This is a genomic window from Cyanobium sp. T1G-Tous (assembly GCF_024345455.1).
Lineage (GTDB): Bacteria > Cyanobacteriota > Cyanobacteriia > PCC-6307 > Cyanobiaceae > Cyanobium_A.
This window is the reverse complement of record NZ_JAGQBD010000007.1, coordinates 1-23,768: the sequence shown is the minus strand read 5'-3', so window position 1 is coordinate 23,768 and position 23,768 is coordinate 1. Positions and strand designations below refer to the sequence as shown.

The window sequence follows — 23,768 nt, the reverse complement described above, 5'->3', positions numbered from 1 at the left end:
ATTGATACAGGCCATGGCAGGCGCGGCAGTAGCACCAGCATCACTAGCCCCATCTCAGCAGGCTCCTTGGGAGGCGGTGATTGGCCTGGAGACCCATGTGCAGCTGGGCACCGCCAGCAAGATTTTCACCAGCGCCTCCACCGCCTTCGGCGATGCCCCCAACACCCATATCGACCCCGTGGTGTGTGGCCTGCCTGGCACCTTGCCAGTGCTTAATCAAAAGGTGCTCGAGTATGCAGTAAAGGCAGCCCTTGCCCTCAACCTGCATATTGCTGAGCACAGTAAGTTTGATCGCAAGCAATATTTTTATCCCGACCTGCCCAAGAATTATCAAATCTCCCAATTTGACGAGCCAATCGCCGAGGACGGCTGGATTGAGGTGGAGGTGGCCGAAAAAGGCAAAGAAACCTATTTGAAGCGTATCGGTATAGAAAGGCTTCACATGGAAGAAGATGCCGGCAAATTGGTGCACGCCGGCAGTGATCGTCTAGACGGCTCCACCCACTCCTTGGTGGACTACAACCGCGCCGGGGTAGCTCTTGCTGAGATTGTCAGCAAACCGGATTTGCGCACCGGCCGAGAAGCGGCGGAATACGCCTCGGAGATTCGCCGGATCATGCGTTATCTGGGCGTGAGTGACGGCAACATGCAGGAGGGTTCCTTGCGTTGCGATGTAAACATCTCCGTGCGGCGCGGCCCTGATGCCCCCTTTGGCACGAAGGTGGAGATCAAGAATATGAATTCCTTCTCGGCTATTCAGAAGGCGATTGATTACGAGATTCAGCGCCAGATCAAGGCCTACGAAGCCGGTGAGCCGGTGCGGCAGGAAACTCGCCTTTGGGACGAGTCCAAGCAGCTCACTAAGAGCATGCGCGGTAAAGAGGGTGCCAGCGACTACCGCTACTTCCCCGATCCCGATCTTGGCCCCATCGAGGTAAGTGATGCCCAGCGGGAGGGCTGGCGAGCCGAGCTGCCCGAGTTGCCCGCTGCTAAGCGCCACCGTTACGCCGAGCAGCTGGGTCTATCGATCTACGACGCCCGAGTGCTCACCGATGAGCGCTCGATGGCTGAATACTTCGAGGCCGCGGTGGCCGCCGGCGCTGACGCCAAGGGCATCGCCAACTGGGTCACCGGCGATATTGCTGCCTATGTAAATGCCAACAGGCTGGTTATTGCCGAGTTGCCCCTTAAGCCCGAGCAGCTAGCTGAGCTGGTGCAGCTAATTGAGGGCGGAATTATTAGCGGCAAGATTGCTAAAGAGATTCTGCCCGAGTTGCTTGAGCAGGGCGGTTCCGCCAAGGCGATCGTGGCGGAGCGTGGTCTTGGCATGATTAGCGACCCTGCCGCGATAACGGCGATTGTGGAGGAGCTGCTTGCCGCCCACCCCGAGGAGGTGGAAGCCTTCCGCGGCGGTAAAACCAAGCTGCAGGGCTTCTTTGTGGGTCAGCTGATGAAAAAAACCGGCGGCAAGGCCGACCCCAAGCTCGCCAACCAGCTACTGATCCAGAAGCTCAACGGCTGAGCACCTGCTCCACTTCGGCGGCGAGTTGCTCGGGCGTGCCCCGATTGTTGAGCACCACATCTGCCAGCTGGCGCTTGCGCGCCAGCGGCCACTGGGCGGCTATCCGGGCGCGGGCATCGGCCTCGCCCAGGCCATCCCGGGCCATCAAACGCTGCAGCTGCTGTATCTCGTCGCAGTCCACCAGCCAAACCTCGCTGCAGAGCGCTTCGAGGCCCGCCTCAAACAGCAGCGGAATCATCAGCACCACTATCGGCGCCGCCCCCAGCTCCTCCAGCTCGGCTGCGAAGCGCGCCCGCACCAGCGGATGGACTAGCTGCTCCAGCCAGCGCCGCTCGGTGCGATCGCCAAACACGATCTGCCCCAGGGCGGCGCGATGGATCTCTCCGCCGGGTGCCCGGACCCCAGCCCCGTAGCGCTCCAGCACCGCTTGAGCTCCCGGGCTCCCGGGTGCCAACGCTTCGCGTGCATATAGATCCGCATCAAGCAGCGGCAGGCCTCGCGCCGCTAGCAGCCGGCCCACGCTGCTCTTGCCGCTGGCGATGCCGCCGGTGAGGCCGATGCGGCGTGCAGCAACCATGGGTTGAGGAGGGGCGTGGCGCTATTCCATGCTCAGGTTCGCAGCAGCTGCAGCCCTTGACCCACCCCTGGCACCCGATCCCCGGCGGCATTACCGCCCCGGTGGGCTTCCAAGCAGCCGCTGTTACCGCGGGCCTGAAGGCTTCCGGCAATCCCGACCTCTCCCTGCTGCTGGCGCCCGAAGGCGCGGTTTGCGCCGGCACCTTCACCACCTCGGTGGTGCGGGCCGCCTGCGTTGACCTCTGCGCCGAGCGCCTGGCGGCCTCCGGCGGTCAGGCCCGGGCGGTGCTCACCAATTCCGGCCAGGCCAATGCCTGCACCGGCGATCGGGGCCTGATCGATAGCTTGCGGGCCACCCAGGCCGTCGCCGATCGGTTGGGACTAGCGCCAGAAGAGGTGCTGATCTGCTCCACCGGTGTGATCGGCGTGCCGATCCCGATGGACACCTTGCTGGCGGGCCTGGATCCCTTGGTGGCGGCCCTCAGTCCCGAGGGTGGCGCCGCGGCAGCCACCGCCGCAGCCACTGCCATCCTCACCACCGATCTGGTGGCTAAGCAGATCGCCCTAGAGGCGGATCTGGGCGGCCGCAGCGTGCGCATCGGCGGCATGGCCAAGGGCTCGGGAATGATCCACCCAAATATGGCCACGATGCTGGGCTACCTCAGCTGCGACGCGGGCGTGCCCGCCGAGGTCTGGCAGGCGATGGTGCGGCGGGCGGTGGATCGCTCCTTTAATGCGATCACGGTGGACGGCGACACCAGCACCAATGACACGTTCCTGGCCTTTGCAGCCGGGGAGCTCCTAGGCCACGAGCACTTTGAAGCGCTGGAGGCCGGCCTGACGGCGGTGTCGCAACACCTGGCCAAGGCGATCGCCCGCGATGGCGAGGGCGCCACCTGCCTGATCGAGGTGCAGGTAGAGGGCGCGGCGGATGACGCCGGCGCTCGTGCCATTGCCCGCACTGTTTGCGGCTCGTCGCTGGTGAAATGCGCCGTGCATGGCCGCGATCCCAACTGGGGCCGGATCGTGGCTGCCGTCGGCCGGGCCGGCGTGCCCTTGGATTCCGAGGCGGTGGCCCTCTGGCTGGGCGAGCACCAGCTGATGGCCGCTGGCCAGCCCCTGGCTTTTGATCGTGCCGCCGCCAGCACCTATCTGCAGAGCGACACGGTGATTATTCGCCTGGTGGTGGGCAATGGCCCCGGCACAGGCGTCGCCTGGGGCTGCGACCTTTCGGCTCAATATGTCCGCATCAACGCCGATTACACGACGTAGAGGCAAATCCATTGCGCTGGAAGGGTTTTGAGGGGTAACTGGGTGACGCTTACGGAACGCTTACGGAGGAGACAGACGTAATTCCCAGTGCCCATCAGGAAGTCGATACGTTCAAGTCGATGCTTTTTTCTCAAATCCATTGGCAGAAGCGGATTTTTTCCGTAAGCAAGGCACCTCACCCACCCTCAGGACACCACCCAACCGCGACCTCCTGCCGTGCAACCCACTGAGAGCACCGCTTGGTCAGATGCTCGCCTTGAGGAATCAGACCCTGATGAATCGGAAGGATCAGCGCGTCTTGCAGTATCCAGACCCCGCATAACTGGAACCTCCTGGGCAAGAGGTGCCGCCACTGCCTCCAGCAGGGAAGAACTGCTGCCCTGGTTTGGTGGCACGGCAATACCCGCTGCCCTTGTAACTGGAACCACCTGGGCAGGAGGTCCCACCACTACCGCCAGCAGGGAACATCTGCTGAGCAAGGGCAGAACTGGTCATAAAAGCAAGGGATGCCAGAACGCCCGTCAGACCAGTAGCAATGACGGTCTTCATCGGTGTTAGGGAAAAGGGAGAGAAGTGGGGCGTGAGCGACGGGGACGAAATCTCCGCCCACTTCCTCGACCTATGGACGGGTCGAACTCCGCCATAGAGCGGTATTTGAGTCAGGCACAGGCGTTGAACGCGAGCAGCAGCAAGGTTTGTTCACAAAAAAATCCCTGGCGTGTTCGACTCCGCCAAGGACATACTTCCCGTCGCTCATGACGACTCCCCAACGCTATTAGGCATTTACACTCACGACATGGGGTGATTGCCGAAGGTGTTCATGTGGACACCCTCAAGGCACTACCCACCCTCGGGACACCACCCAACCGCCACCTCCTGCCGAGCAACCCACTGAGAGCATCGCTTGGTGAGGTGCTCCCCCTGGGGAATCAGACCCTGATGGATCGGACAGGTCAACAGGGTGACGCAGTGCCTGCCGACCTCGTAGCGGAAGTGCTGGCAGGTGATACAGACGCTTGAGGGGCGGGATGGTTTGAGGACATTCCACTCAAGGAACTCCCATTCCTCAGCGGGGACGGCAGGTGGCACAGGAGCAGCAGCAGGCATCGCACAAGAGCAGATACACCTGTACTACTCACGCTGAGGTGGTGAGGTCAAGGAGTCCATTGAGTCCCTTATCGCCAAGGCAGTCGCCAACAGCAGAAAGCGTCCATAGAGTGCGTTTACGACTCCGCACAAGACCCAAATGAAGCGCCTGCTGCTCCTTGCTCTGACCACTGGAACCTTGCTGATGGGGACTGCTGCTTATGCCCAGTGCTGCTGCTGCGGTCAGATGAATGGGCAGCAAGGCACAACACCCCAGGAAGGCGTCAAGAAGTAGGTCTCTTGCCCCTACGCCCCAGACCTCTTCAACGCCTTTCTGCCGTAACGCTTCTGGACTGCTGGCAACAGCGACTGCTGCACCTGCCACATAAAGGCATCCACACACTCCCGTCGTTCAGAAGAAGATGCGATGTGCTCTGAAAAGGCACCTGCGTGGCACAGATCCACCAGCAGACCAACCTCTTCCTCGCTGAGGCACAAAAGGTGATCGGTTTCAACTGATGTAACCCGCATAGTCCTGGCGTTCAGTGAACTCAGTTGTCCTGCTGAGGTGCAGAGACGGCAGTAGGGACATTGAGACCATCAAAGAGTTGTCCCAGCACCGTTGCCATCCTTGGAGGTAGTGCTGCGCCAGCAATGGACTGGGATGCGAGCACAATCAGAGCAGACGCCTCAACAAGCGCCGCCGCTTCTGCGTCACTCAGCACGAGTAGATGCTCACCATCCGAGTGCGTGATCCGCATACCGTTGCAATTGCGACCAAATCCAAGGTAAGCGGAATTCGCTGGTTAAGGCGAGGTTATCCAGTCCCCATATGGGGACATTAATTGAAAAAGGATCAGACGAAAGAACCTAACCTGGGTAAGTTTTAGTGAAATACCTGAACGGTGCCAGACATCCCCACGACCATCAAACCGACCAAACTCCAAAACCTTCGGGGGCAGTATCTGGTGTTTCGTTGCCTGGAAACGGGATTCATAACCACTGCTCCTGCACTGGGTCGCTACCAACGCGGCAGAGGAATTGACCCGACACGCAGGGAACTTGTAGGTGAACGCCCCGCCAAGTGGGTCAAAGAAGTGCCAACAACGACCTGTGATCACTGCGGAATGGTCGTGAAGGGCAACCAGTGGGCATTCAGGCAGCACCAGCAGACCAAGCGATGTCAAAAGGCAAAGCAGCAGGCGTAATGGAACACCTGAACTGGGGATACATCCAACTGGGTCTTGTCGCCCTGGTCTTTGGTGGTCTTCAGAACCAGGGAAAAATAGGAGAAGCATTGAGACGTTCAGTCAAGTACCCAAAAGAGGGCATCAATGCTTGCAAAGAAAGCGCAATGGCGCAAGAATGCAAAAGCGCAAAAGCAAGTAAATGCTTGAAGTAGAGGCATTAAGGACTGCAGATGCCTATAAATGGTTGGGGACAGGTATCGCGGCAAGCGAATACCTAAAATGCCATCAAACGACCATTAGCAGAGTAGTAAAACAAGTTAATATTGCCAAAACAGAACTAGTCGCAATTGGAGCGCAGGACTTGCTGATTGCGGAAAGAAGGATTCACCAAACTCTACGGTTCAAGCAAGGAAGGCATTTGAGACTTCATCTGTATCAATGGACAAACGAACTTATTCGCAAGGAGATTCCCACAAACTGGGAGGTAAATCCAATACGCATATCAGCGACTAAGGCGCCCGCAGTCAACCTGCTTGAAGAAAGAGTTATAGATGCAATCTGCGCTCCTTACCCGCTCATTGCAAATGTCAGCGCACAAAACTTCTCAATAATCCCGCTATACAGTTCCTTCCTGCAACTCTTATCCAATAACGGTGCCGCAATCACAAGGGAAAGGGGTTTAAGTAAAGCAGATATTGCCTCGCTAAGCAAACTAGAAAAACTAGATTTTGTTCCAACGGAGGCATCAGTATGTAGCGAAAAGATGGATGCCGAAATATTCACGACGAATCACCCGAAAGAATGTCAAATAGAGTTAGAAAAGAGATACTGGGGCACTCCATTAACAACGTTTTCCTTAAAAACGCTAAAACCTATTCCATACAAACCAATCTGCCCTTACGCGGAGTACCTTGTCGTATTAAAGGAATGGGGAAACGACACACTTGTCAGCAAGTTACAAGAAAGTATCACGGGAGCGATCCTAAAAGCAGTATCAGGCGACCCAGTGATTGAACTTATAAAGGTTGCGAAGTAGAACCAAGATTGCTTTAAGCAAAGCAGCGACTATTAGGATCGATAACTTAGAAATGAGTAGAATAACTAGTGGGTCTTGTCGCCCTGGTCTTTGGCGGTCTTCATGTTTGGTGGATCAGCAGCGTTTTTTGGAAGCGTGACTTGGCAAAACCGCAAAACGGTGGAGAGTTCCGCAAGTCACTGGAGCGGATATGGAAGAAGGAACAGCGGGAGAGGTAGCAGCGCAATGGTTGCGGGTCTATCTGGAGCGGTTTCAAGCATCCAGCGGGGCATAAGTCCCCAACTCGCTCTCACAGTCCTGAATATCCGCGAGCAGGTCTCCCAGAAGTATCCGCACCCTGGGCGACTGCTCTGGGTTCCTTGAGGCATTGAGGGCGAGCACCGTGATGCGAGTGCTGACCTGCTCCAGCGTCAGGAGAGCACTCTCAAGCACCTCTGTGGAGAGAGAGGCAGTAGTGAGTGTGGTCATCGGTCTGGTGGCGACTGCTCACAGTGTTCCCACAGGCATCCATCCAGAACCATGCACCCCCTGCATAACGGGCAAAACCCAGGCACTCAGGCGAGAATGGTCGGAAGTGACAAGACCGAGTGACCGACTCAGCGACCTACAGCACAGTACGAGCAGGCAATGGTGTGCTGGGGCAACACCTGGGAATCTGCTGGCAGGTCTGAACGATGGCGACCTTTGACGAGTTCTACAGGTCTCTCCCTGACGACAGCGGGAAGCGTGGGGAGTTCTTTGAGAAGGTCTTCGTTCCATGGTTCCTGAGGGAAGATCCTGAGTGGTCAACCAAGATTCAGAAAATTTGGTTGTGGGATGAATACCCTGACCGATGGGGGAAAGACTGCGGAATTGATCTTGTCTACGAAGATCGAAATGGCAAGCACTGGGCAGTCCAATCCAAATGCGTATCACCTGATCGTGAAATCTCCAAGGCAGAGATTGATAGTTTCCTTAGTGAGTCCAACGATCCCAGAATTCACGGGCGACTTCTAATCGCGTCAACAGACGGGATTGGGAAAAATGCCATGCAAGTCATCGAGCGACAAGAGAAGCAGGTGGTCTGCTTTCTCCGTGAGCACTTTAGGCAGTCTGAGGTCGAATTTCCATCCACAGCACTTGACTTGGCAACAGGTCGCAGAAAGGACAAGCGCAGACCCAGACCTCATCAGCAGGAAGCGATCCGAAATGTCGTGGAAGGTCTCAAGACCCAGGACAGAGGGCAACTCTTAATGGCGTGTGGCACAGGCAAGACCCTGACCTCACTTTGGATCAAGGAAGAACTAAATGCGAAAAGGACTCTGGTTCTTCTTCCATCACTCAGTCTCCTCTCTCAGACCTTGAGGGAGTGGACAGCAACAAGCAGAGAAGAGTTCAACTGGATATGTGTCTGTTCTGATAAGTCGGTAGCAAAGCAGGATAAGAGCGTTGATGACTGGATCGAGCATGTAACCGAAGTAGGTGTCCCAGTCACAAGTGACCCAGCAGAAATCAGACAGTTCCTTAGTAATAATGAAGAAGGAATTATTTTCTCCACCTACCAATCCTGCCCATTAGTCACAATAGCACAACAAGATACAGGCATACCTTCATTCGATGTCGTATTCGCTGATGAAGCGCATCGTTGTGCGGGAAAGGTTTCAGAATCATTTGGATGTGTTCTCGACAGTCAGAAGATCCGAGCACAAAAGCGTCTGTTCATGACGGCAACACCGAGGGTTCTATCTAATCAAATCAAAACAAAAGCAGACGCAGAGGACATCGAGGTTGCATCGATGGATGATGAGAATCTCTTTGGCACAGTCCTGCACAGACTCAATTTTTCTGAAGCGATCAGCAAAGAACTTCTTACCGATTATCGCGTTGTAGTCATTGGGGTGGATGATCCAGAAATCCAGGCACAAATCATCCATAGACCCCTATCTGCAACCAGCAACGGGGTGGAAACTGATTACGAAACACTTGCGAATCACATATCCCTTGCAAAGGCAATCCGCGAATATGACTTGCAAAGGGTGATCACTTTCCATGGTCGGGTGAAGGGAGCAAAGAAATTTTCAGAAGATCACCCAGCAATTGTTGATTGGTTGCCCATCTCATCAAAGACAGAGCGAGCAATACAGACAGGATATGTCTCTGGAGAAATGACCTCTCTTGAGAGAAATAACAAGATTGGTCGACTACGCAATTTAAAGGATGGAGAAATTGGCATTCTTTCAAATGCACGGTGCCTTTCTGAGGGAGTCGATGTACCCACCCTTGATGGAATTGCATTCATAGATCCGCGTAGTAGTCAGGTTGACATCATCCAAGCAGTCGGGAGGGCAATCAGAAAGAGTGAGGAGAAGTCTTTTGGATACATCATTCTCCCTGTGTACATAAGTTCACCTGACGAAATAGAGGAAGAACTATTTAAAAGTCGGTTCGCAGTCGTGTGGAAAGTACTCCTGTCGCTGAGGTCCCAGGATGACACCTTAGACAACCAACTTGATAAACTAAGGATTGAACTGGGGAAAAGAAATAATTTGGAAAGCACATTTATAGATCTCGGTAAGATTCATATAGACCTGCCAAAGAGCGTCAGCAATGGAATGGAAAGCGCATTAAAAGCGTTAATAGTCAAGTCAACAACGAGCGCCTGGTTCGAGAAATATGGAGAACTACTGGACTATGTCGAAGAGAATGGAAGTTCAAATATCCGCGCATCCCATAGTTCACTAGGAGAATGGGTTGTATACCAAAGAAAACAATTTCGAAAGTATAGACTACCTCAAAAAGAGTGCAACTTGCTTTCTGCGCTGCCAGAGTGGAGTTGGGATCCAATCGAGGGAGCATGGCAATCTATGTATTTAAGGGTAAAAGAGTATTCCGAGAATCGAAAATTAGACGAAATTCCAATATGTCATGAATATTACTCGTGGATTGGTGTGCAACGAAGCAGGTACAAGCAGAATAAACTAAAGCAGGAATGGTGCGAAAAACTTACATCGTTACCAGGTTGGCAATGGGATCCGAGGGAAGACGAATGGCGCAAGAGATTCAACGAGGCAAAGGGTTTATGCGAAACAAATGCCAATAAAGATTCCAAACAAAATAATTATCAATGGGCAAACTGGCAAAGATTAGAATATAGAAAAGGCAAACTTAGCGAAGAAAGGATTAGCATGCTTAATTCCATCACGGGATGGAGTTGGAATCCAGAAATGGATATTTGGGAAAAGAATTATAGACTCACCAAGGAAAATATCGAAATATACGGATTTCAAGCAGAAGCATGGAGTGAGCGTAGACTATTATTAGAATGGTTAAAGAACCAGTTCAAGCGCAGCAATGAAAATGAACTTTCAGAAGAGCAGGCATCGAAAATTAATCGCCTTAATTTTCCACGCATACAGAGAAGGGAAGCATCAATTGAGATGCCAGAACCAAGCATTTATATCGACGAAACAGGCAAACTAATTATCGCTACCAAAAGTCATGTGTCCCAGGTTTCGGAGCAGATCAATATCATTGAAGGAAAAATAAAAGTGTTAATCGAAACACTTCCGCACGCATGGGAAAGAAAGTTGCTTGAGGAAGCAGACAGTCTTGACCAGATCTTCAAGGATGCACTAAGACAAGTGCGAGAAGCAGGCAAAAAAGGTGTGCTCAGTCAAACCCAACAAGAAATGCTTGATAAACTTTCCAGGTGCATACTTAATAAGGACACCTGCGAATGGAAATTGAGATACGAAGAGTTGAGTGTGTTTTGGGAATCAAACGCCCACTTACGCCTGCCAGAAAAGCATTTATTGACTTACTGGGCAACCAGACAAAGGCAGAATTATGCTAAAGGTATTCTTGAAGGGTGGAAAATTACAGAACTGGAGAAACTCCCTTTCTGGTCTTGGGACCCGTTATTTTCAAAGTGGTTGCATCAATATGAAAGTATCCGAGAAAACCTCACAACTGGTCGACAAGAGGAATTGACGACCAGCAGCAAGACCTGGATTACAAATCAACGCAGATATCGGCAGAAACTAAGCGACTATCAAACTAGACTACTAGAAAATTTGCCTGGATGGCAATGGGATCCATCGGAAACAAGGTGGATCGAGATGTACACATTTTTGGTGGATCATGTTAAAACATCAAATACATTAAAGGTGCCAGCGGAAACACAACTTTCCTATTGGGTTGCCAGGCAAAGGCAGATGCATAGAAAAGGAATGCTGCCACGAGATAAGCAAGAATTACTTGATGATATACCTGGTTGGGATTGGTTGCCCAAGGAGAAGCGGAGTTGACACTTAAATAGTTTTCGAAACCAATCTGGGTATGATTTGTCGGTAGTGAGAGAATTCCTCGTCATCGAGGCATCGCCGCCAATGAACTTCAAGCAAATCCTCAATACCCACTTGCTGGACGGTCAGTTTTTCTAGAGGGGTCCAAGGGCGTGACAACGCTGCCTTGTCATCAAGGATGGTGCTCATGGTGGTCAATTTCTCCAGCGCCAGCAAGTCATGCCTTTGAAGTACCTGGGGCATCCAAGCGTTGATAGAGGCGCAACCATTGCGCTGCTACCGAACCAATGGTGCCGTCCAATGCTCACAGCGGTTACTGGTCGCCACCTGAGCAGGCAACACGACTTGCCAGACCCTGCAGATGCCATTAGCGCCTTGGCACCCGTTGAAGTTCTGGCAGTTGATGCAGCGAGGGGTGGATGACGCCATATGTGACGGTCGGGCAAGCGTTCATCGTAAATCCTGATGGTTCTATGCACGCCTACATAACGGGCAAAACCCAGTCCAGCAGGCGAGAATGGGCGGAAGTGACCAGACCGAGTGACCGACTCCCAGATCCAGGAAACTGATACCGACGAAGACCAAGAGGTGGATCTAGGAGACCTGCTGTTGGAGGTGCTTCCTGGGGACGGAACCACCATCGGGAACATGTCAGCACGGGAGGCACTGAGTCGGGCAGCAGAACGCCAGATCAGCGAGGAGGAATACGAGGCAGTCAAGGAAAGAGCACTCGCCCTGGGAATGGTCCGTAAGGGTCGTGGTCGTGGTGGTGCCATTGGACTGGAGGAAGGAATCCCTGGTGGCAGTCGCTATGAGGCACCCTCAGCACCCACACCCCGCCGATCCACTGGAGGCAATGGGGTAACCCAAGAACCCACCTTCCAGATCGGGCAGAAACTGACCCTCTCCCAACTGGAGGGGTTCCTTTGGAAGAGTGCCGACATCCTGCGGGGAAGCATGGATGCCTCGGAATTCAAGGACTACATCTTCGGGATGCTGTTCCTCAAGCGCCTGTCCGATGCCTTTGACGAGGCACAAGAGGTAGTGATCCAGTACTACCTGGACAAAGGCAAGACCCAGGAGCAGGCAGAGGCACTGGCAGAGGACAAGGACGAATACGACAAGACCTTCTATGTGCCAGAGAAAGGAAGGTGGGAGAACCTCAAGGACCTCAAGCACGACATCGGTGCCGAAATGAACAAGGCAACCGAAGCGATTGAGGAACAGAATCCAACGCTGGAGGGAGTTCTTAGTTCTATTGACTTCAACATCAAGAACAAACTCAACGACGGCAAACTTCGGGACCTCCTCTCCCACTACTCCAAGTTCCGCCTGAGAACGGAGGATTTTGAGCGTCCTGACCTTCTGGGCAGTGCTTACGAGTACCTGATCAAAATGTTCGCTGACTCTGCGGGCAAGAAAGGTGGTGAGTTCTATACGCCTGGTGAGGTGGTGCAGTTGCTGGTGGCACTCATCAAACCTCATGCAGGGATGAAGGTGCTGGATCCAACCTGCGGGTCAGGCGGGATGTTGCTCCAATCAAGGAACTACCTGTCACGACACGGGGAGAACGAGCAGAACATTCAGTTGTTTGGTCAAGAGATGAACCTGAGCACCTGGGCGATCTGCAAACTCAACATGTTCCTGCATGGGTTCTTCAATGCGGACATTCGCAAGGGCGACACCCTGGGCGAACCACAGCATGTGGAGAACGGCGAACTGATGCGGTTTGATCGGGTGATTGCCAATCCTCCATTCTCCTTGAAGAACTGGGGTCGGGAATCTGCCGAACACGATGGGTATGGAAGGTTCCGCTACGGCATTCCTCCCAAGGATGCAGGTGATCTGGCATTCGTCCAGCACATGATCGCCTCACTGAATCAGGAAGGTGTCATGGGAGTGGTGGTTCCTCATGGTGTCCTGTTCCGTGGTGGTCAAGAAGGTGAGATCCGTAAGGGCATCCTTGAAGATGATCTGGTGGAAGCAGTGATTGGTCTGCCGTCAGGGTTGTTCTATGGCACTGGAATTCCTGCCTCACTGATTATCATCAATAAGAACAAGAGTGTCGAGCGAAAAGGAAAGGTTCTCTTCATCAACGCTGAACTGGACTACCAGGAAGGCAAGAATCAAAATATCCTGAGAGACCAAGACATTGAAAAGATTGTTGGATGCTTTGACGCCTATAACGAAATCAAGCGGTTCTCACGGATTGTACCGATTGAAGAGATACGGGAGAACGACCACAACCTGAACATCCGTCGGTACGCAGACACATCACCACCGCCAGAACCCTTTGATGTTCGTGGCATTCTTCATGGTGGAGTGCCGATCAAAGAAACTCAGAGCGATTACATCCAGGAGATTCTTGAAGGATTTGATGTAAGCGTGATTCTGGTGCCGAAGGATGGGGAGTATCTGAAGTTTAGGGATGACATCAAGGAGAAGTCCCAGATCCGTCAGCACCTGGGTAATGCACCAGATGGGGTGATTCAGCAATTTGAGAGGTGGTGGGACAAGTACGGGGTCTCACTCGCTCAGATTGATGTCGAGGTTAAGGAAGCAGAAGCAGTGATGCACGGGTTCTTAAAGGAGTTGGGGTATGAGTGACGAATGGAAAGGATTGCAGATTGGAGATTTCTGCGAGGTTTCAGCAGGTGGCACGCCCGACACTTCCATTAAGGAATACTGGGAAGACGGAACTATACCCTGGATGTCTTCAGGCGAGGTCCATAAGCAGCGAATCAAAGAGACAGATTCATGCATCACAACCCTTGGTTTGAAAAACTCAAGTGCAAAGTTCTTTCCAAAGGACTCCGTGCTTGTCGCACTCGCAGGGCAGGGCAAAACCAGAGGCAAAGTAGCAATTAGTGAACTTGAACTAACCACCAATCAATCAATAGCAGCAATCATTGTCGCAAAAGATATTTGCGATCCAGAATTTCTCTATTACAACCTATCCAGCAGATACGAAGAACTAAGGTCATTGTCGGGCGGCAGCGGGAGAGCGGGACTCAATCTATCCATCCTCTCAGCGATTGAAATCCACCTCCCCCCAGTCCCCGAGCAGAAGAAGATCGCCGAGATACTCTCTGGAACTCAAGGCAACCTGAATTCAGTCGCAGAAGAGATTGCTAAACTTGACAATCTAGAAAAATGCCTATTATCTTCATTGTTTTCCGAAAATGAGGGAGGGGAATGGAAGAAAGTGGCAGTAACTGATATTGGACGAGTCATTAGGGGGGCGAGTCCCCGACCAAAAGGCGACCCTCGCTACTACGGCGGCAGAGTACCTCGCCTAATGGTCGCCGATGTAACTAGAGATGGCAAATATGTCACCCCTCGGATTGACTTTCTGACAGATGCGGGAGCAAAACTAAGCAGACCAGTCCCTGCTGGAACCCTAACCATCGTATGCAGTGGGGTCGTGGGAGTACCTTCTATCTTGTCAGTTGATGCCTGCATTCATGACGGTTTTCTTGCAATCGTAGATATTTCATCTGAATGCAACACGGAGTATCTTTACTATTTTTTCAAACCGCTTCAGCAAATCTTTGATTCAAGTGCCACTCATGGAGGCATTTTTACCAATCTCACAACTGAAATCTTAAAGGATTTTCCTGTATCGCTCCCGTCGCCCACAAGACAAGACGAAATTGTCAGGATTCTCCGTTCAATTGATTCGCTCCGAAATGCATTGCTTTCCAAGCAAAGTAAATTGGTTTGTCTATTTGAGAGTATTTCCTCTGACCTCCTCTCAGGTCGCAAGAGGGTCAGCATCTAATGGCAGGAGACGAGCGCCAATTTGTAGAGGCACCTGCCCTTGAACAACTCAAGGGTCTGGGATGGTCTCATCTGGATGGCACAACACTCGTCCCAGGAACCTCAAATCACCGCTCATCACTCAAGGATGTGGTCCTCACGCCCAACCTTGAGCAAGCAATCCAACGCATCAACCCCTGGATCAGCAAAGACAACCTCCGCAAGGTCGTCCGAGAAGTCACCCTGATTCAGTTCTCCACCTTGATGGAGTCAAACAAGTGGTTCTGGGAACGACTCACCCAATATTTCAGCGTGGATCAGGACCTGGGCAGTGGTCGTCGTGGTCAGACCCTGAAACTGATTGACTTTGACAACCCAGAGAACAATGAGTTCTTCTGCGTTGATCAGTTCAAGATTCAAGGACCATCACAGAACATCATTCCCGACATCCTGCTCTTCGTGAATGGGTTGCCGTTGGGGGTCATTGAGTGCAAAGCACCCTTTGTCACCGATCCGATGGCAGAGGGGATCAACCAACTACGCCGTTACGCCAACCTCAGAAATCCAAGCGACACAGAAGGATGCGAAAAACTCTTCCACTACAACCAGGTGATGGTCTCCACCCATCGGGATGGAGCAAGGGTTGGGACCATCTCATCCCCAGTGGAGTACTACCTGGAATGGAAGGACCCATACCCAACTGATGCCAAGGAACTGGGGTCCCCTGCCAATGCACAGCAACTGCTGATCCAGGGTCTGCTGAAACCGCAGAACTTCCTGGACATCATCCAGAACTTCACGCTCTACGAAACCGACAGCGGTCGCACGATCAAGAAGATCGCCCGCTACCAGCAGTTCAGGGCAGTCCAGAAGACCATTGAACGCCTCAGGGCACCAGGAGACCGCAAGAGCAAAGGCGGGGTCATCTGGCACACCCAGGGTTCAGGCAAGTCCCTCACCATGGTCTTCCTCACCCAGAAGATCCGTAGGGACCCACTGCTACGGGACTACAAACTCGTCTTCCTGACCGACCGCACCCAACTTGATGGGCAACTAACTGCCACCTTCCGAAACGCTCAAGGGGAATCCGTTCTCAATGCCTCTTCGGTCAGTCACCTCAAGGAACTGCTCGCCAAGGACGCTTCTGATCTGGTCACCGCCACGATCCAGAAACTGCAGGAAGGGGACTTCGGGTACTCCTGCCTCAACGACTCAGATCGGATCATCGTTCTGGCGGACGAGGCACACCGCACTCAGTACGGGACCTTGGGTACTGCCATCAACACCGCTCTGCCCAATGCCCCCAAGATCGCTTTCACGGGTACTCCCCTGATCACCACTGAGAAGACCACTGGGGAGTTCGGGTCCTACATAGACACCTACACGATTGAGCAGGCAGTCGCTGATGGTGCCACCTGTCAGATCCTCTACGAGGGCAGAGAAGCAACCACCAAGGTCACAGGCGATTCGCTGGATGCCCTGTTTGATCGCTACTTCCAGGGCAAGACCCCAGAGGAAAAAGCAGCGATCAAGAAGAAGTACGGCACAGAGCGGGCAGTACTGGAAGCACCCCAACGAATTGAGTGGGTGGCACTGGATCTGGTGGAGCACTACCGCAAGACGATCCTCCCCAATGGATTCAAGGCAATGATCGTGACCTCCAGTAGGGAGGCAGCAGTCATCTACAAGCAAAAACTGGATTCCATTCCAGGGGCACCCGAGTCAGCAGTGGTGATCTCAAGTAAGCAGAACGACAAGGCACATATCGCAAGATGGACCAATCCTGCTGACCACAAGAAGGCGATTGAGAACTTCAAAAAACCCATATCAGAACACCCGCTATCCATCCTGATCGTCAAGGACATGCTGCTGACGGGGTTTGATGCCCCCATTGCTCAGGTCATGTATCTGGACCGCAAACTGACCGACCACACCCTGCTGCAGGCAATCGCACGGGTAAATCGGACCAAGGCAAACAAGTTCAGCGGGTACATCGTTGATTACTTCGGTCTGACTGACTACCTCGCTGATGCCCTCAAGGTTTTCTCCTCCACCGATGTCCAAGGTGCCCTCAGGAACCTGAAGGACGAGATACCCAAACTTCAGGCAGCACACACCAGGGTCAAGCAGCACCTCAAGGGTCTGGACCTCCAGGACATTGATGCCTGCATTGAGGCAATGGAGGACGAACTCAAGCGGCAAAAATTTGAAACGGAATTTCGGACCTTCGCTAAGCAGGTAGAGATCGTCTTACCTGACCCAGCAGCAACCCCCTTCCTGCCTGACCTCAAAGCACTGGGCAAGGTGGTCATCGGTTGCCGTAACCGCTATCGGGACGAGCAGTTGAACATCGTGGGATGCGGTGAGAAGGTCCGTGCACTCATTGAAGAGCATGTCCGAGCGACGGGCGTTGATCCACGGGTACCCCCTACCAAACTCTTTGATGTGGAGTTTGAGCAGGTTCTCGCCTCCCAGACCAACGACAGAGCAAAGGCGTCCGAAATAGAACATGCCACAAAGCAGGTCCTGAAGGAGCGGATGGACGATGACCCTGAGTACTACCAGTCCCTGGCACTACGCCTAGAGGAGATCATTCAAAAATGCCAGCAGAAATGGGAGGAACTTGTCCAGCAACTACTGCTGTTCCGTGACGGGATGGAGCAGGAGAAGACCCAGCAGAACGAGGACCTGGGACTGAGCGAGATAGAGGGACCCTTTTACAGGTCACTGATGGCAGAGATAACCAAGGCATCAAGCGACGACACCCTGGACGAAGAAACTCACCAGAAGGTTCTGGACCTCACCAAGGAACTGGTCACCGAGTTTCAAGAGGCAACTCAGATCGTCGGGTTCTTTGACAAATGGGATGAGGTCACCCGAATCAAAAAGCAGATCAAGCGGACCATCCTGGATCAACCCTTTGGCGACAAGGCACTGGTGGATGCAGTGACCGAAAGGTTCATGGTCCTGGGCAAGAGGCACTTCAGGTGACTGCTATTCCTGAGGAGGTGCTGGGTCTGCGGGTGGAGGTGGTCCGATCCATCAGACGGACTGCTGCTCTCCACATAATTGGCAGAGACTTGCAGGTGAGGGTCCCTGATCATGTGGGCGATGAGCGGGTGGCAGCGTTCCTCAAACGGAAACGCCCCTGGATCAGAAGCAAGGTCGCAGAGATCCAACTCCTCCCCCCTCACCGCACCAAGGAACTGGTCAGTGGTGAATCATTCCCATACCTGGGTCGCAACTATCGCCTCAAGGTTCAAGAGGGTCATCAGGTGGGTGTCTGCCTTTCGGGTGGATACCTCAGAGCAACCATCCGCCCAGCAGAACAAGGTGAGCATCAGGCGCTAAGGATTCAGCAGTACCTGCAGAACTGGTATCGCTCCAGGGCACTTGAACGCCTGCAGGACAAGACACACCGCTATGCCCAGCAGATCGGGGTATCGCCAGCAAGCGTGAGCGTCCGTAACTTCAAGTCCCGCTGGGGGTCCTGCGATAAAAAGGGAGAGGTGGTCTTCAACTGGAACATCATCAAGGCACCTCACAGCATCGTGGATTATGTAGTGATCCATGAGTTGTGCCACCTCATCCACCCCAACCACTCCAAGGACTTCTGGGAGTTGGTAGGTCGCTTTGATACGGACTACCTTGGTCACAGGCAGTGGTTGAAGGAGCAGGGGGTGGGATTGCTCTAATGGATAAAAGTACAAGAGGCAACGCCAGTCAATTTTTTATTGCGGGCGAACTCTGCAGAAGAGGATACTCAGCAGTCGTTACACTGGGGAATACGCCTAATACCGATATTCTATGCAGCAATATTGATGGTACAAGATTTGTTCACATCCAAGTCAAGACCTTTATCCCAGGACGAAGGACTTGCAGCGTCGGCAAGAAAGCAGAAAAACCATATGAAGATAATTTCTTTTGGGTCCTAGGTGGCATACCTGCACCAGAATCAACTGATGGTTTCCAATATTTTATCATCCCAGCAGCAGTGATGTCCTACAATATCAAGGAAGCACATGAAAAGTGGTTATTGACTCCAGGCATGAATGGACGAATGCACGAAGAAAGTGCAATCCGCACTGTTGCCCTGCCACCAAGAAAAGGGTTCAATGGTTGGGATATAAGCGAATACGAAGGGCGATGGGATCTGATTGAAGAAAAACTTGGAGTAGGTAACCAATGAAAAGTTTCTACAGGGTCATGCTCGGTCAGGGCAGTATGTACGCCCAGGAGTGCCGAGAGCAAGGGTATATCGGCGCTGGATTTGACATCAACCAAGATTTGAGTAACTCATTGCCAGAGGAGTGGAGGAAATTCAACAAACAATTCATCCCCATTTACCTGGAAGCGAATCCAGGCAAAAGCAAGATTTCTGCAGGTTTACGCTGTGGTGCACTTTGGACTATATGCAAAGGAATCATGATTGGGGACATCATTCTGTCTCCAGATGGCAAAGGAAAATACTTTGTTGGAGAGGTACAAAGTGAATACAGATTTGTTCCTGGCGTAGACCAACCGCACCAAAGACAGGTCAACTGGTTTGAAGAAAAGATAGATCGCTCTGAAATGAGTGACTCTCTCAAGAACTCAACAGGTTCAATTGGGACCGTCAGTCAGATAAGCAAATACCGAGAGGAACTGGAAGGTCTGATCAAGGGGGATGCTCCTAAACCTGTTTTAATCAGTACTGACGAAACAATTGAGGATCCAGCGGTCTTTGCCTTAGAAAAGCACCTAGAGGATTTCCTTGTCGCCAACTGGTCGCAGACCCCACTCGGGAGGGAATATGACATCTATCAAGAAGAAGACAACTTCGGCAGGCAGTTCCCAACTGATACTGGACCGATAGACATACTTGCGATCAGCAAAGACAAGAATGAGATCCTGGTGGTTGAATTAAAGAAAGGGAGAGCAAGCGATTCAGTGGTCGGACAAATTCAAAGGTATATGGGGTACATTGCAGAAGTGATCGCCGAAGAGCATCAGCGGGTAAGTGGAGTGATTATTGCACTGGAAGATGACTTGCGCATCAGGCGGGCACTGAAGGTTGCTCCCAATATTGAGTTCTATAGGTACGAGGTCAGATTTGACCTTATCAAGGCGTAATTAAGATGCTGAGATTTCCCGTTCTTTCAGAGGGTGCAGAGTATCTGGTCATGGGGCACCTGATGAGAAGAAACATCCTCACCTACAAGGCACCTCCCATGAACGAGGGATATGACCTTATCTGCATTCACCCAGATCCAAGGCGTGACGGGAAAGGGAGCAACGACGCCCCTTCACTCAGGATTCAGGTGAAAAGTCGCTATGCAAGCGACTGCGACCGAGCATTCCCAATCAAAGAAGATAAGTTGGACTGCTTTGATTTTCTGGTTGTTGCCTTCCTCAATGCAGGCAACTTCCTAACTGGGAAAAAGGATGGCAAATCAGGAAAGCGAGATCCTGAGTTTTACACTCTTAGCAGTGACTTTATTAGAGAACATCATGACAACCGCAGCGTTTGGCAAAAAGTCAGATTATCTGGAGTGCTTGACGAGATTGAGGAATTCAAGAACGAACTTGGTTTTGAGTTAATCGCAGAAAGACTCGGGATACCACTGCTATCCAGAGAGTAAGGAGGATCACGCCTCAACAACTTCCAACAAATCCTCAATCCCACAATCCAGCACCGTCACGATCTTGGATGCCAGATCCAGGGACAGTGCTGATGCCGCCTTCTGATCGTTCCGTGCCAGTCGGGTGATGGTGGTTGCTGCCACTCCTGCCGCCACTGCCAGAGCGTTCATCGTGATTGCCTTCTCACCCGCCTCAGCACGACGCAGATTTGCCTTGGCAAGTGCCTTGGCGAGTGTCAGACGAACTTGCTTTGCCATAAGGAGCACAATACCTCAAGCACCCTGAAAGGGCAAAGCAGTGCTTGCTGACAATGCTCCCGTGCTAGGCACAGATATCAGAGTGTTAGGCACCAAACTTAAGCACTGCTTGAACCACGACAAACCCCACCAGGGCGACCAAGGCAAGAAGTGATGGGAAACCAGTTGCGACCATACCGACTCCGCTTACGACCCCATTTCTAAAGCAAATCGGAAACGATGCCGTAGCGATACATACAGTGGAATCCACTGGGGCATTTCGCAGGTTTCTAAGCGTGAAGCGCCCTCTGCTCAGTTCCCTGTGCTATGATTACTGCGTTGAGGGCAAGAGGTTCAAAGAAACCCGCCCTCTCAACCCACTCACCAGCAACCCACAGAGGTTCAGACCAATGCCTACCGATTTCTCCACCATTGACCTTGCGACCCTCAACGCTGCCCAGGGCGTGATGGTTGCTGCCCTTCGTGACCGCTGCTGCCAGTGGGAACAGGATTCTGCTGATGCTGCTGCGGGCGGAAACCTCAGTGCTGCCTCAATGATTCAGCACTGGGCATTTGCTGCTGACCTGCTTTCCACCACCATCAGCACCGAGTTCACGAATCTGTTCTCCCAGGCACTCAATGCCCGCTTTGGTGACCTGACCCCCACCACTCACCGCTCAGTTGCCGATCAGATGCTTGATGCGGTTGCTCTGGAGGTGGCAGCAGCACAGGAGGTGCCAGAACTGGTTGCGGTTTAACGACTTTCAAGCACAAAGCACCACACCTTGCTGATTAGGTGCTATGATTTCAGTGTTGAGGGGCAAGAAACTCAAAGCAGTTCGCCCCTCCAACCCTTTTCCTTGAAACCCACAGAGGTTCCATCCGATGCTTCAGCAATCCATTCCCCGCCACTGGCACTTCACAACCCCTGAGCACGAGGGTCTTTCCATTCGCCTCTCCCGCTTCACGGGTGAGTTTGATCTTTACCCGCAGAACCCAGGTTGGTGAGATGTGCTGGCGGACAACCATCCTCTCCAGTCGCCAAACCCTGGATCAGGCAGTCACCGCCGCTGATAGGCAGGTGCTGGTGGCGTCACGATGAAAACCCTGACCGTTGCTGGTGCTGGCGGAATCCCCTGCCACACTCCCCCTAGACGCACCAGCAGCAATGGCATACGACCATCCCGACGCTCCTAAGCAGTTCGGTATCCGCCTCAGTGAGGAGGCGATGAAACTGGTCTCTGAAATCCAGCATCACCGCCAGCGCACCAATCAACCCATCACCCTCGCTTCCATCGTGGAAGACGCCATTCAGTGTCACTACAACCGATTGGTCAAGGAGGGTGCCATCAAGAATGACTGATGACTCCACCGATCTCACCGTCTGACCTTCAACGGGTTCTCAAGACCCTGCCACCTGAACGCCCAGATCCATTCCCCCATCTGGCATCTCTCACGCCTGATGCCCTTCTCAGCAGGAGGGTGGAGGTCACAGGCACCATCAAGACCCTGGAGCAGGAACGCCACGCCATAGACGCCGAACTGCTTTCCACCTTTGGCGATGCCGAACTCCGCTTTGGTGTTCGTGCCCCTGGTGGATGGGTTCTACGCTCACGCACCCGCACCAGTTGGGACTACGCCCCTGAAGTTCGGGATGCGATAAAGGGTCTACAGGGTCAGGCACAAAGGGATGGGAGGGCACAACCGCTGGTGAGCACTTATCTTTTGATTTCCAAATAAAACCAGATAGATACAGGGGGGGGGGGATAAAATAAAAAAGGTGACGAACAAAAGAAATAATCACCAAATCCCTTTTTCACAAACCCACAAATAATGGTAATTGATGGCGATAAAACCACTTATCGCCTTGACCCAAGTGACTTCCCTAAGCGAATAGAACTAGAGTTGAGCGATGAGATTGTGGAAAAAATTAGTGCGATAGCAGGGAGAACTGGTCGCTCATTCTCTGAAGTGGTTACGGATATCCTTTCCAGGCAAGATTTGCTGTAGCAGCAAAGACAAAAGCAAAATATGCGCAAATGGCATAATGCGGGTCATGGCACTAGCAGGGTTGCGCAAATTCACTTTTAAGTTATTCTTGCGTCGTTCAACTCAGGCGAGACTTACCAACCGTGGGCACTCACGCATCCCTAGGCGGAGATCAAACCCCTCTTGCCTTTAGAAAACCACAACGAATCAGCGTCACTATCCCTCACAATGTCTATAGTTATTTGGTGATGAAAAGCGAACAAGAGGGAAGGTCACTTAGCAACCTTGCGTCCCACCTTCTAGAGCGACACTCAAAAGAAGGGTAATCAACATCATCCGCTGAGTAGCGCCCTTTTATTGAGAGGGCGCTGCTTCTGAGGAATCAGACGCTAAAGACCTGCTGTAGATGGGCAATGGGATTAGCACCCGCCTCGCCACCAACAACCCAAAACTAAGTGCTGCCACTTCTGAGCAGAGCGCGGAAGTCGTCGGCATCAATCAAGATGCCGCAGTGCTCTGCCAGTTCAACCATCTCCTCTGGGGTGCTGGAGGCATAGAACTCACGCCCCAACTCACGGTTCCCATCCATCCGATAAAGGAAGTGATCCAGCGCATCAAGCAACGGTGACGAGGGGTAATACACCCAGAGTGCTCAAGTGGTAGAAGCATTGTGGGCGAAGGCAGGATCTCAGAGCACAGGACTTCAAGGAAGCAGCATATATGCATTACAATTGAAACAATGAACTCCACAGAGAGTCAATCCAATGCTCAAGACCAGCAGCAACGGCACTCAGGCAACCACTGCCATCAAGTTTTCTTTGCGACCCACTGCCGAAACCCTGGCAGACCTCTCACGCCCTATTGACCCTCGGCACCTCAAGACAAGGAAGCAGGGAACCGCAACCCTGACCTACTGCCCTTGGAACACCATTGCCCGTCACCTTCACCATCGTGCTCCTGGTTGGTGCTGGGAGGTTCAGAGCGTTCAGGAGGTTGGCGGTGCTGTGGTGGTCACTGGGCGACTGACCATCCCTACTGCTGATGGAGACCTGCTCCACTACTCGGCGGTTTGTCCCGCGTCAAGCCCCTTGGCCGATTGGCGTCAATCAAGTTGGCCGGTGAGGGGAACTGATCGCCCCCCGGTTGTCGCCGGCGACAACCGGGGGGCGATGACGCTGGAGGCGACACGAAAACTGA

Annotated in this window: 21 protein-coding genes; 17 read left to right on the top strand and 4 right to left on the bottom strand. The window is 52.8% G+C overall.

The window, feature by feature from the left end; translation table 11 throughout:
* The first annotated feature begins 13 nt into the window (after positions 1-13).
* Positions 14-1,522 carry an Asp-tRNA(Asn)/Glu-tRNA(Gln) amidotransferase subunit GatB gene (gene gatB / locus KBY75_RS05985; RefSeq protein WP_254935461.1) on the top strand — a complete coding sequence of 503 codons (1,509 nt, stop codon included), beginning with the start codon at positions 14-16 and terminating at the stop codon, positions 1,520-1,522.
* On the opposite strand, the gene coaE is transcribed toward gatB, so the two are convergent.
* On the bottom strand, positions 1,512-2,099 hold the full coding sequence (gene coaE, locus KBY75_RS05980) for a dephospho-CoA kinase (RefSeq protein ID WP_255023325.1): 588 nt from the start codon (positions 2,097-2,099) through the stop codon (positions 1,512-1,514). The two genes, gatB and coaE, sit on opposite strands and share 11 nt — an antisense overlap.
* 56 nt (positions 2,100-2,155) lie before the next feature.
* Between coaE and argJ the strand changes: the two genes are divergently transcribed.
* From argJ to KBY75_RS05955, 4 genes are all read left to right on the top strand, one after another.
* Positions 2,156-3,370, top strand: a complete 1,215-nt coding sequence (gene argJ / locus KBY75_RS05975; protein ID WP_255023324.1) for a bifunctional glutamate N-acetyltransferase/amino-acid acetyltransferase ArgJ — start codon at positions 2,156-2,158, stop codon at positions 3,368-3,370.
* A gap of 2,233 nt (positions 3,371-5,603) precedes the next feature.
* A complete protein-coding gene (locus tag KBY75_RS05965) occupies positions 5,604-5,858 on the top strand; it encodes a hypothetical protein (protein WP_255023322.1) in 255 nt (84 codons plus the stop codon).
* The gene (locus KBY75_RS05960) at positions 5,846-6,682 is read left to right on the top strand and encodes a hypothetical protein (RefSeq protein WP_255023321.1); all 837 of its coding nucleotides are present in this window, start codon (positions 5,846-5,848) and stop codon (positions 6,680-6,682) included. The genes KBY75_RS05965 and KBY75_RS05960 overlap by 13 nt, the downstream gene beginning before the upstream one ends.
* 674 nt (positions 6,683-7,356) lie before the next feature.
* Complete coding sequence (locus KBY75_RS05955; RefSeq protein ID WP_255023320.1) at positions 7,357-10,968, top strand: DEAD/DEAH box helicase; 3,612 nt, start codon at positions 7,357-7,359, stop codon at positions 10,966-10,968.
* A gap of 3 nt (positions 10,969-10,971) precedes the next feature.
* Here KBY75_RS05955 and KBY75_RS05950 read toward each other — a convergent pair whose 3' ends face one another.
* Complete coding sequence (locus KBY75_RS05950; RefSeq protein WP_255023319.1) at positions 10,972-11,208, bottom strand: hypothetical protein; 237 nt, start codon at positions 11,206-11,208, stop codon at positions 10,972-10,974.
* A 297-nt stretch (positions 11,209-11,505) separates the two neighbouring features.
* On the opposite strand from KBY75_RS05950, the gene KBY75_RS05945 reads away from it, so the two are divergent.
* Genes KBY75_RS05945 through KBY75_RS05915 form a run of 7 tightly spaced genes read left to right on the top strand, consistent with a single transcriptional unit; the run spans position 11,506 to position 20,345 of the window.
* Positions 11,506-13,572: a type I restriction-modification system subunit M gene (locus KBY75_RS05945; RefSeq protein WP_255023318.1), complete on the top strand. Its 2,067-nt coding sequence runs from the start codon at positions 11,506-11,508 to the stop codon at positions 13,570-13,572.
* Positions 13,565-14,746, top strand: coding sequence for a restriction endonuclease subunit S (locus KBY75_RS05940; RefSeq protein ID WP_255023317.1), 1,182 nt, complete (start codon positions 13,565-13,567; stop codon positions 14,744-14,746). The genes KBY75_RS05945 and KBY75_RS05940 overlap by 8 nt, the downstream gene beginning before the upstream one ends.
* A complete protein-coding gene (locus tag KBY75_RS05935) occupies positions 14,746-17,715 on the top strand; it encodes a type I restriction endonuclease subunit R (protein ID WP_255023316.1) in 2,970 nt (989 codons plus the stop codon). Before KBY75_RS05940 ends, KBY75_RS05935 begins: the two co-directional genes overlap by 1 nt.
* Entirely contained in the window at positions 17,712-18,419 is a 708-nt protein-coding gene (locus tag KBY75_RS05930; RefSeq protein WP_255023315.1) for a M48 family metallopeptidase, read from the top strand. Before KBY75_RS05935 ends, KBY75_RS05930 begins: the two co-directional genes overlap by 4 nt.
* A complete protein-coding gene (locus KBY75_RS05925; protein WP_255023314.1) occupies positions 18,419-18,913 on the top strand; it encodes a hypothetical protein in 495 nt (164 codons plus the stop codon). Before KBY75_RS05930 ends, KBY75_RS05925 begins: the two co-directional genes overlap by 1 nt.
* Positions 18,910-19,836 (top strand): endonuclease NucS domain-containing protein, encoded by a 927-nt coding sequence (locus KBY75_RS05920; protein WP_255023313.1) that lies wholly within the window; start codon positions 18,910-18,912, stop codon positions 19,834-19,836. The genes KBY75_RS05925 and KBY75_RS05920 overlap by 4 nt, the downstream gene beginning before the upstream one ends.
* Before the next feature lie 5 nt (positions 19,837-19,841).
* The gene (locus tag KBY75_RS05915; RefSeq protein WP_255023312.1) at positions 19,842-20,345 is read left to right on the top strand and encodes a hypothetical protein; all 504 of its coding nucleotides are present in this window, start codon (positions 19,842-19,844) and stop codon (positions 20,343-20,345) included.
* A 6-nt stretch (positions 20,346-20,351) separates the two neighbouring features.
* Here the strand turns inward: KBY75_RS05915 and KBY75_RS05910 are convergent, their stop codons facing one another.
* On the bottom strand, positions 20,352-20,603 hold the full coding sequence (locus KBY75_RS05910; RefSeq protein WP_255023311.1) for a helix-turn-helix domain-containing protein: 252 nt from the start codon (positions 20,601-20,603) through the stop codon (positions 20,352-20,354).
* A 389-nt stretch (positions 20,604-20,992) separates the two neighbouring features.
* Here KBY75_RS05910 and KBY75_RS05905 point away from each other — a divergent pair, with 389 nt between their 5' ends.
* The 5 genes from KBY75_RS05905 (at position 20,993) to KBY75_RS15370 (ending at position 22,897) form a co-directional block, all read left to right on the top strand.
* The gene (locus tag KBY75_RS05905) at positions 20,993-21,340 is read left to right on the top strand and encodes a hypothetical protein (RefSeq protein WP_255023310.1); all 348 of its coding nucleotides are present in this window, start codon (positions 20,993-20,995) and stop codon (positions 21,338-21,340) included.
* Between the two features lie 127 nt (positions 21,341-21,467).
* Complete coding sequence (locus tag KBY75_RS05900; RefSeq protein WP_255023309.1) at positions 21,468-21,590, top strand: hypothetical protein; 123 nt, start codon at positions 21,468-21,470, stop codon at positions 21,588-21,590.
* A gap of 160 nt (positions 21,591-21,750) precedes the next feature.
* Positions 21,751-21,945, top strand: coding sequence for a hypothetical protein (locus KBY75_RS05895; RefSeq protein WP_255023308.1), 195 nt, complete (start codon positions 21,751-21,753; stop codon positions 21,943-21,945).
* A gap of 470 nt (positions 21,946-22,415) precedes the next feature.
* Positions 22,416-22,592, top strand: a complete 177-nt coding sequence (locus KBY75_RS15440; RefSeq protein ID WP_396098023.1) for a ribbon-helix-helix protein, CopG family — start codon at positions 22,416-22,418, stop codon at positions 22,590-22,592.
* Positions 22,593-22,714: 122 nt separating this feature from the next.
* Positions 22,715-22,897, top strand: coding sequence for a ribbon-helix-helix domain-containing protein (locus KBY75_RS15370; RefSeq protein WP_255023307.1), 183 nt, complete (start codon positions 22,715-22,717; stop codon positions 22,895-22,897).
* A 125-nt stretch (positions 22,898-23,022) separates the two neighbouring features.
* Here the strand turns inward: KBY75_RS15370 and KBY75_RS05885 are convergent, their stop codons facing one another.
* The gene (locus KBY75_RS05885; RefSeq protein ID WP_255023306.1) at positions 23,023-23,214 is read right to left on the bottom strand and encodes a hypothetical protein; all 192 of its coding nucleotides are present in this window, start codon (positions 23,212-23,214) and stop codon (positions 23,023-23,025) included.
* Between the last annotated feature and the right edge of the window lie 554 nt (positions 23,215-23,768).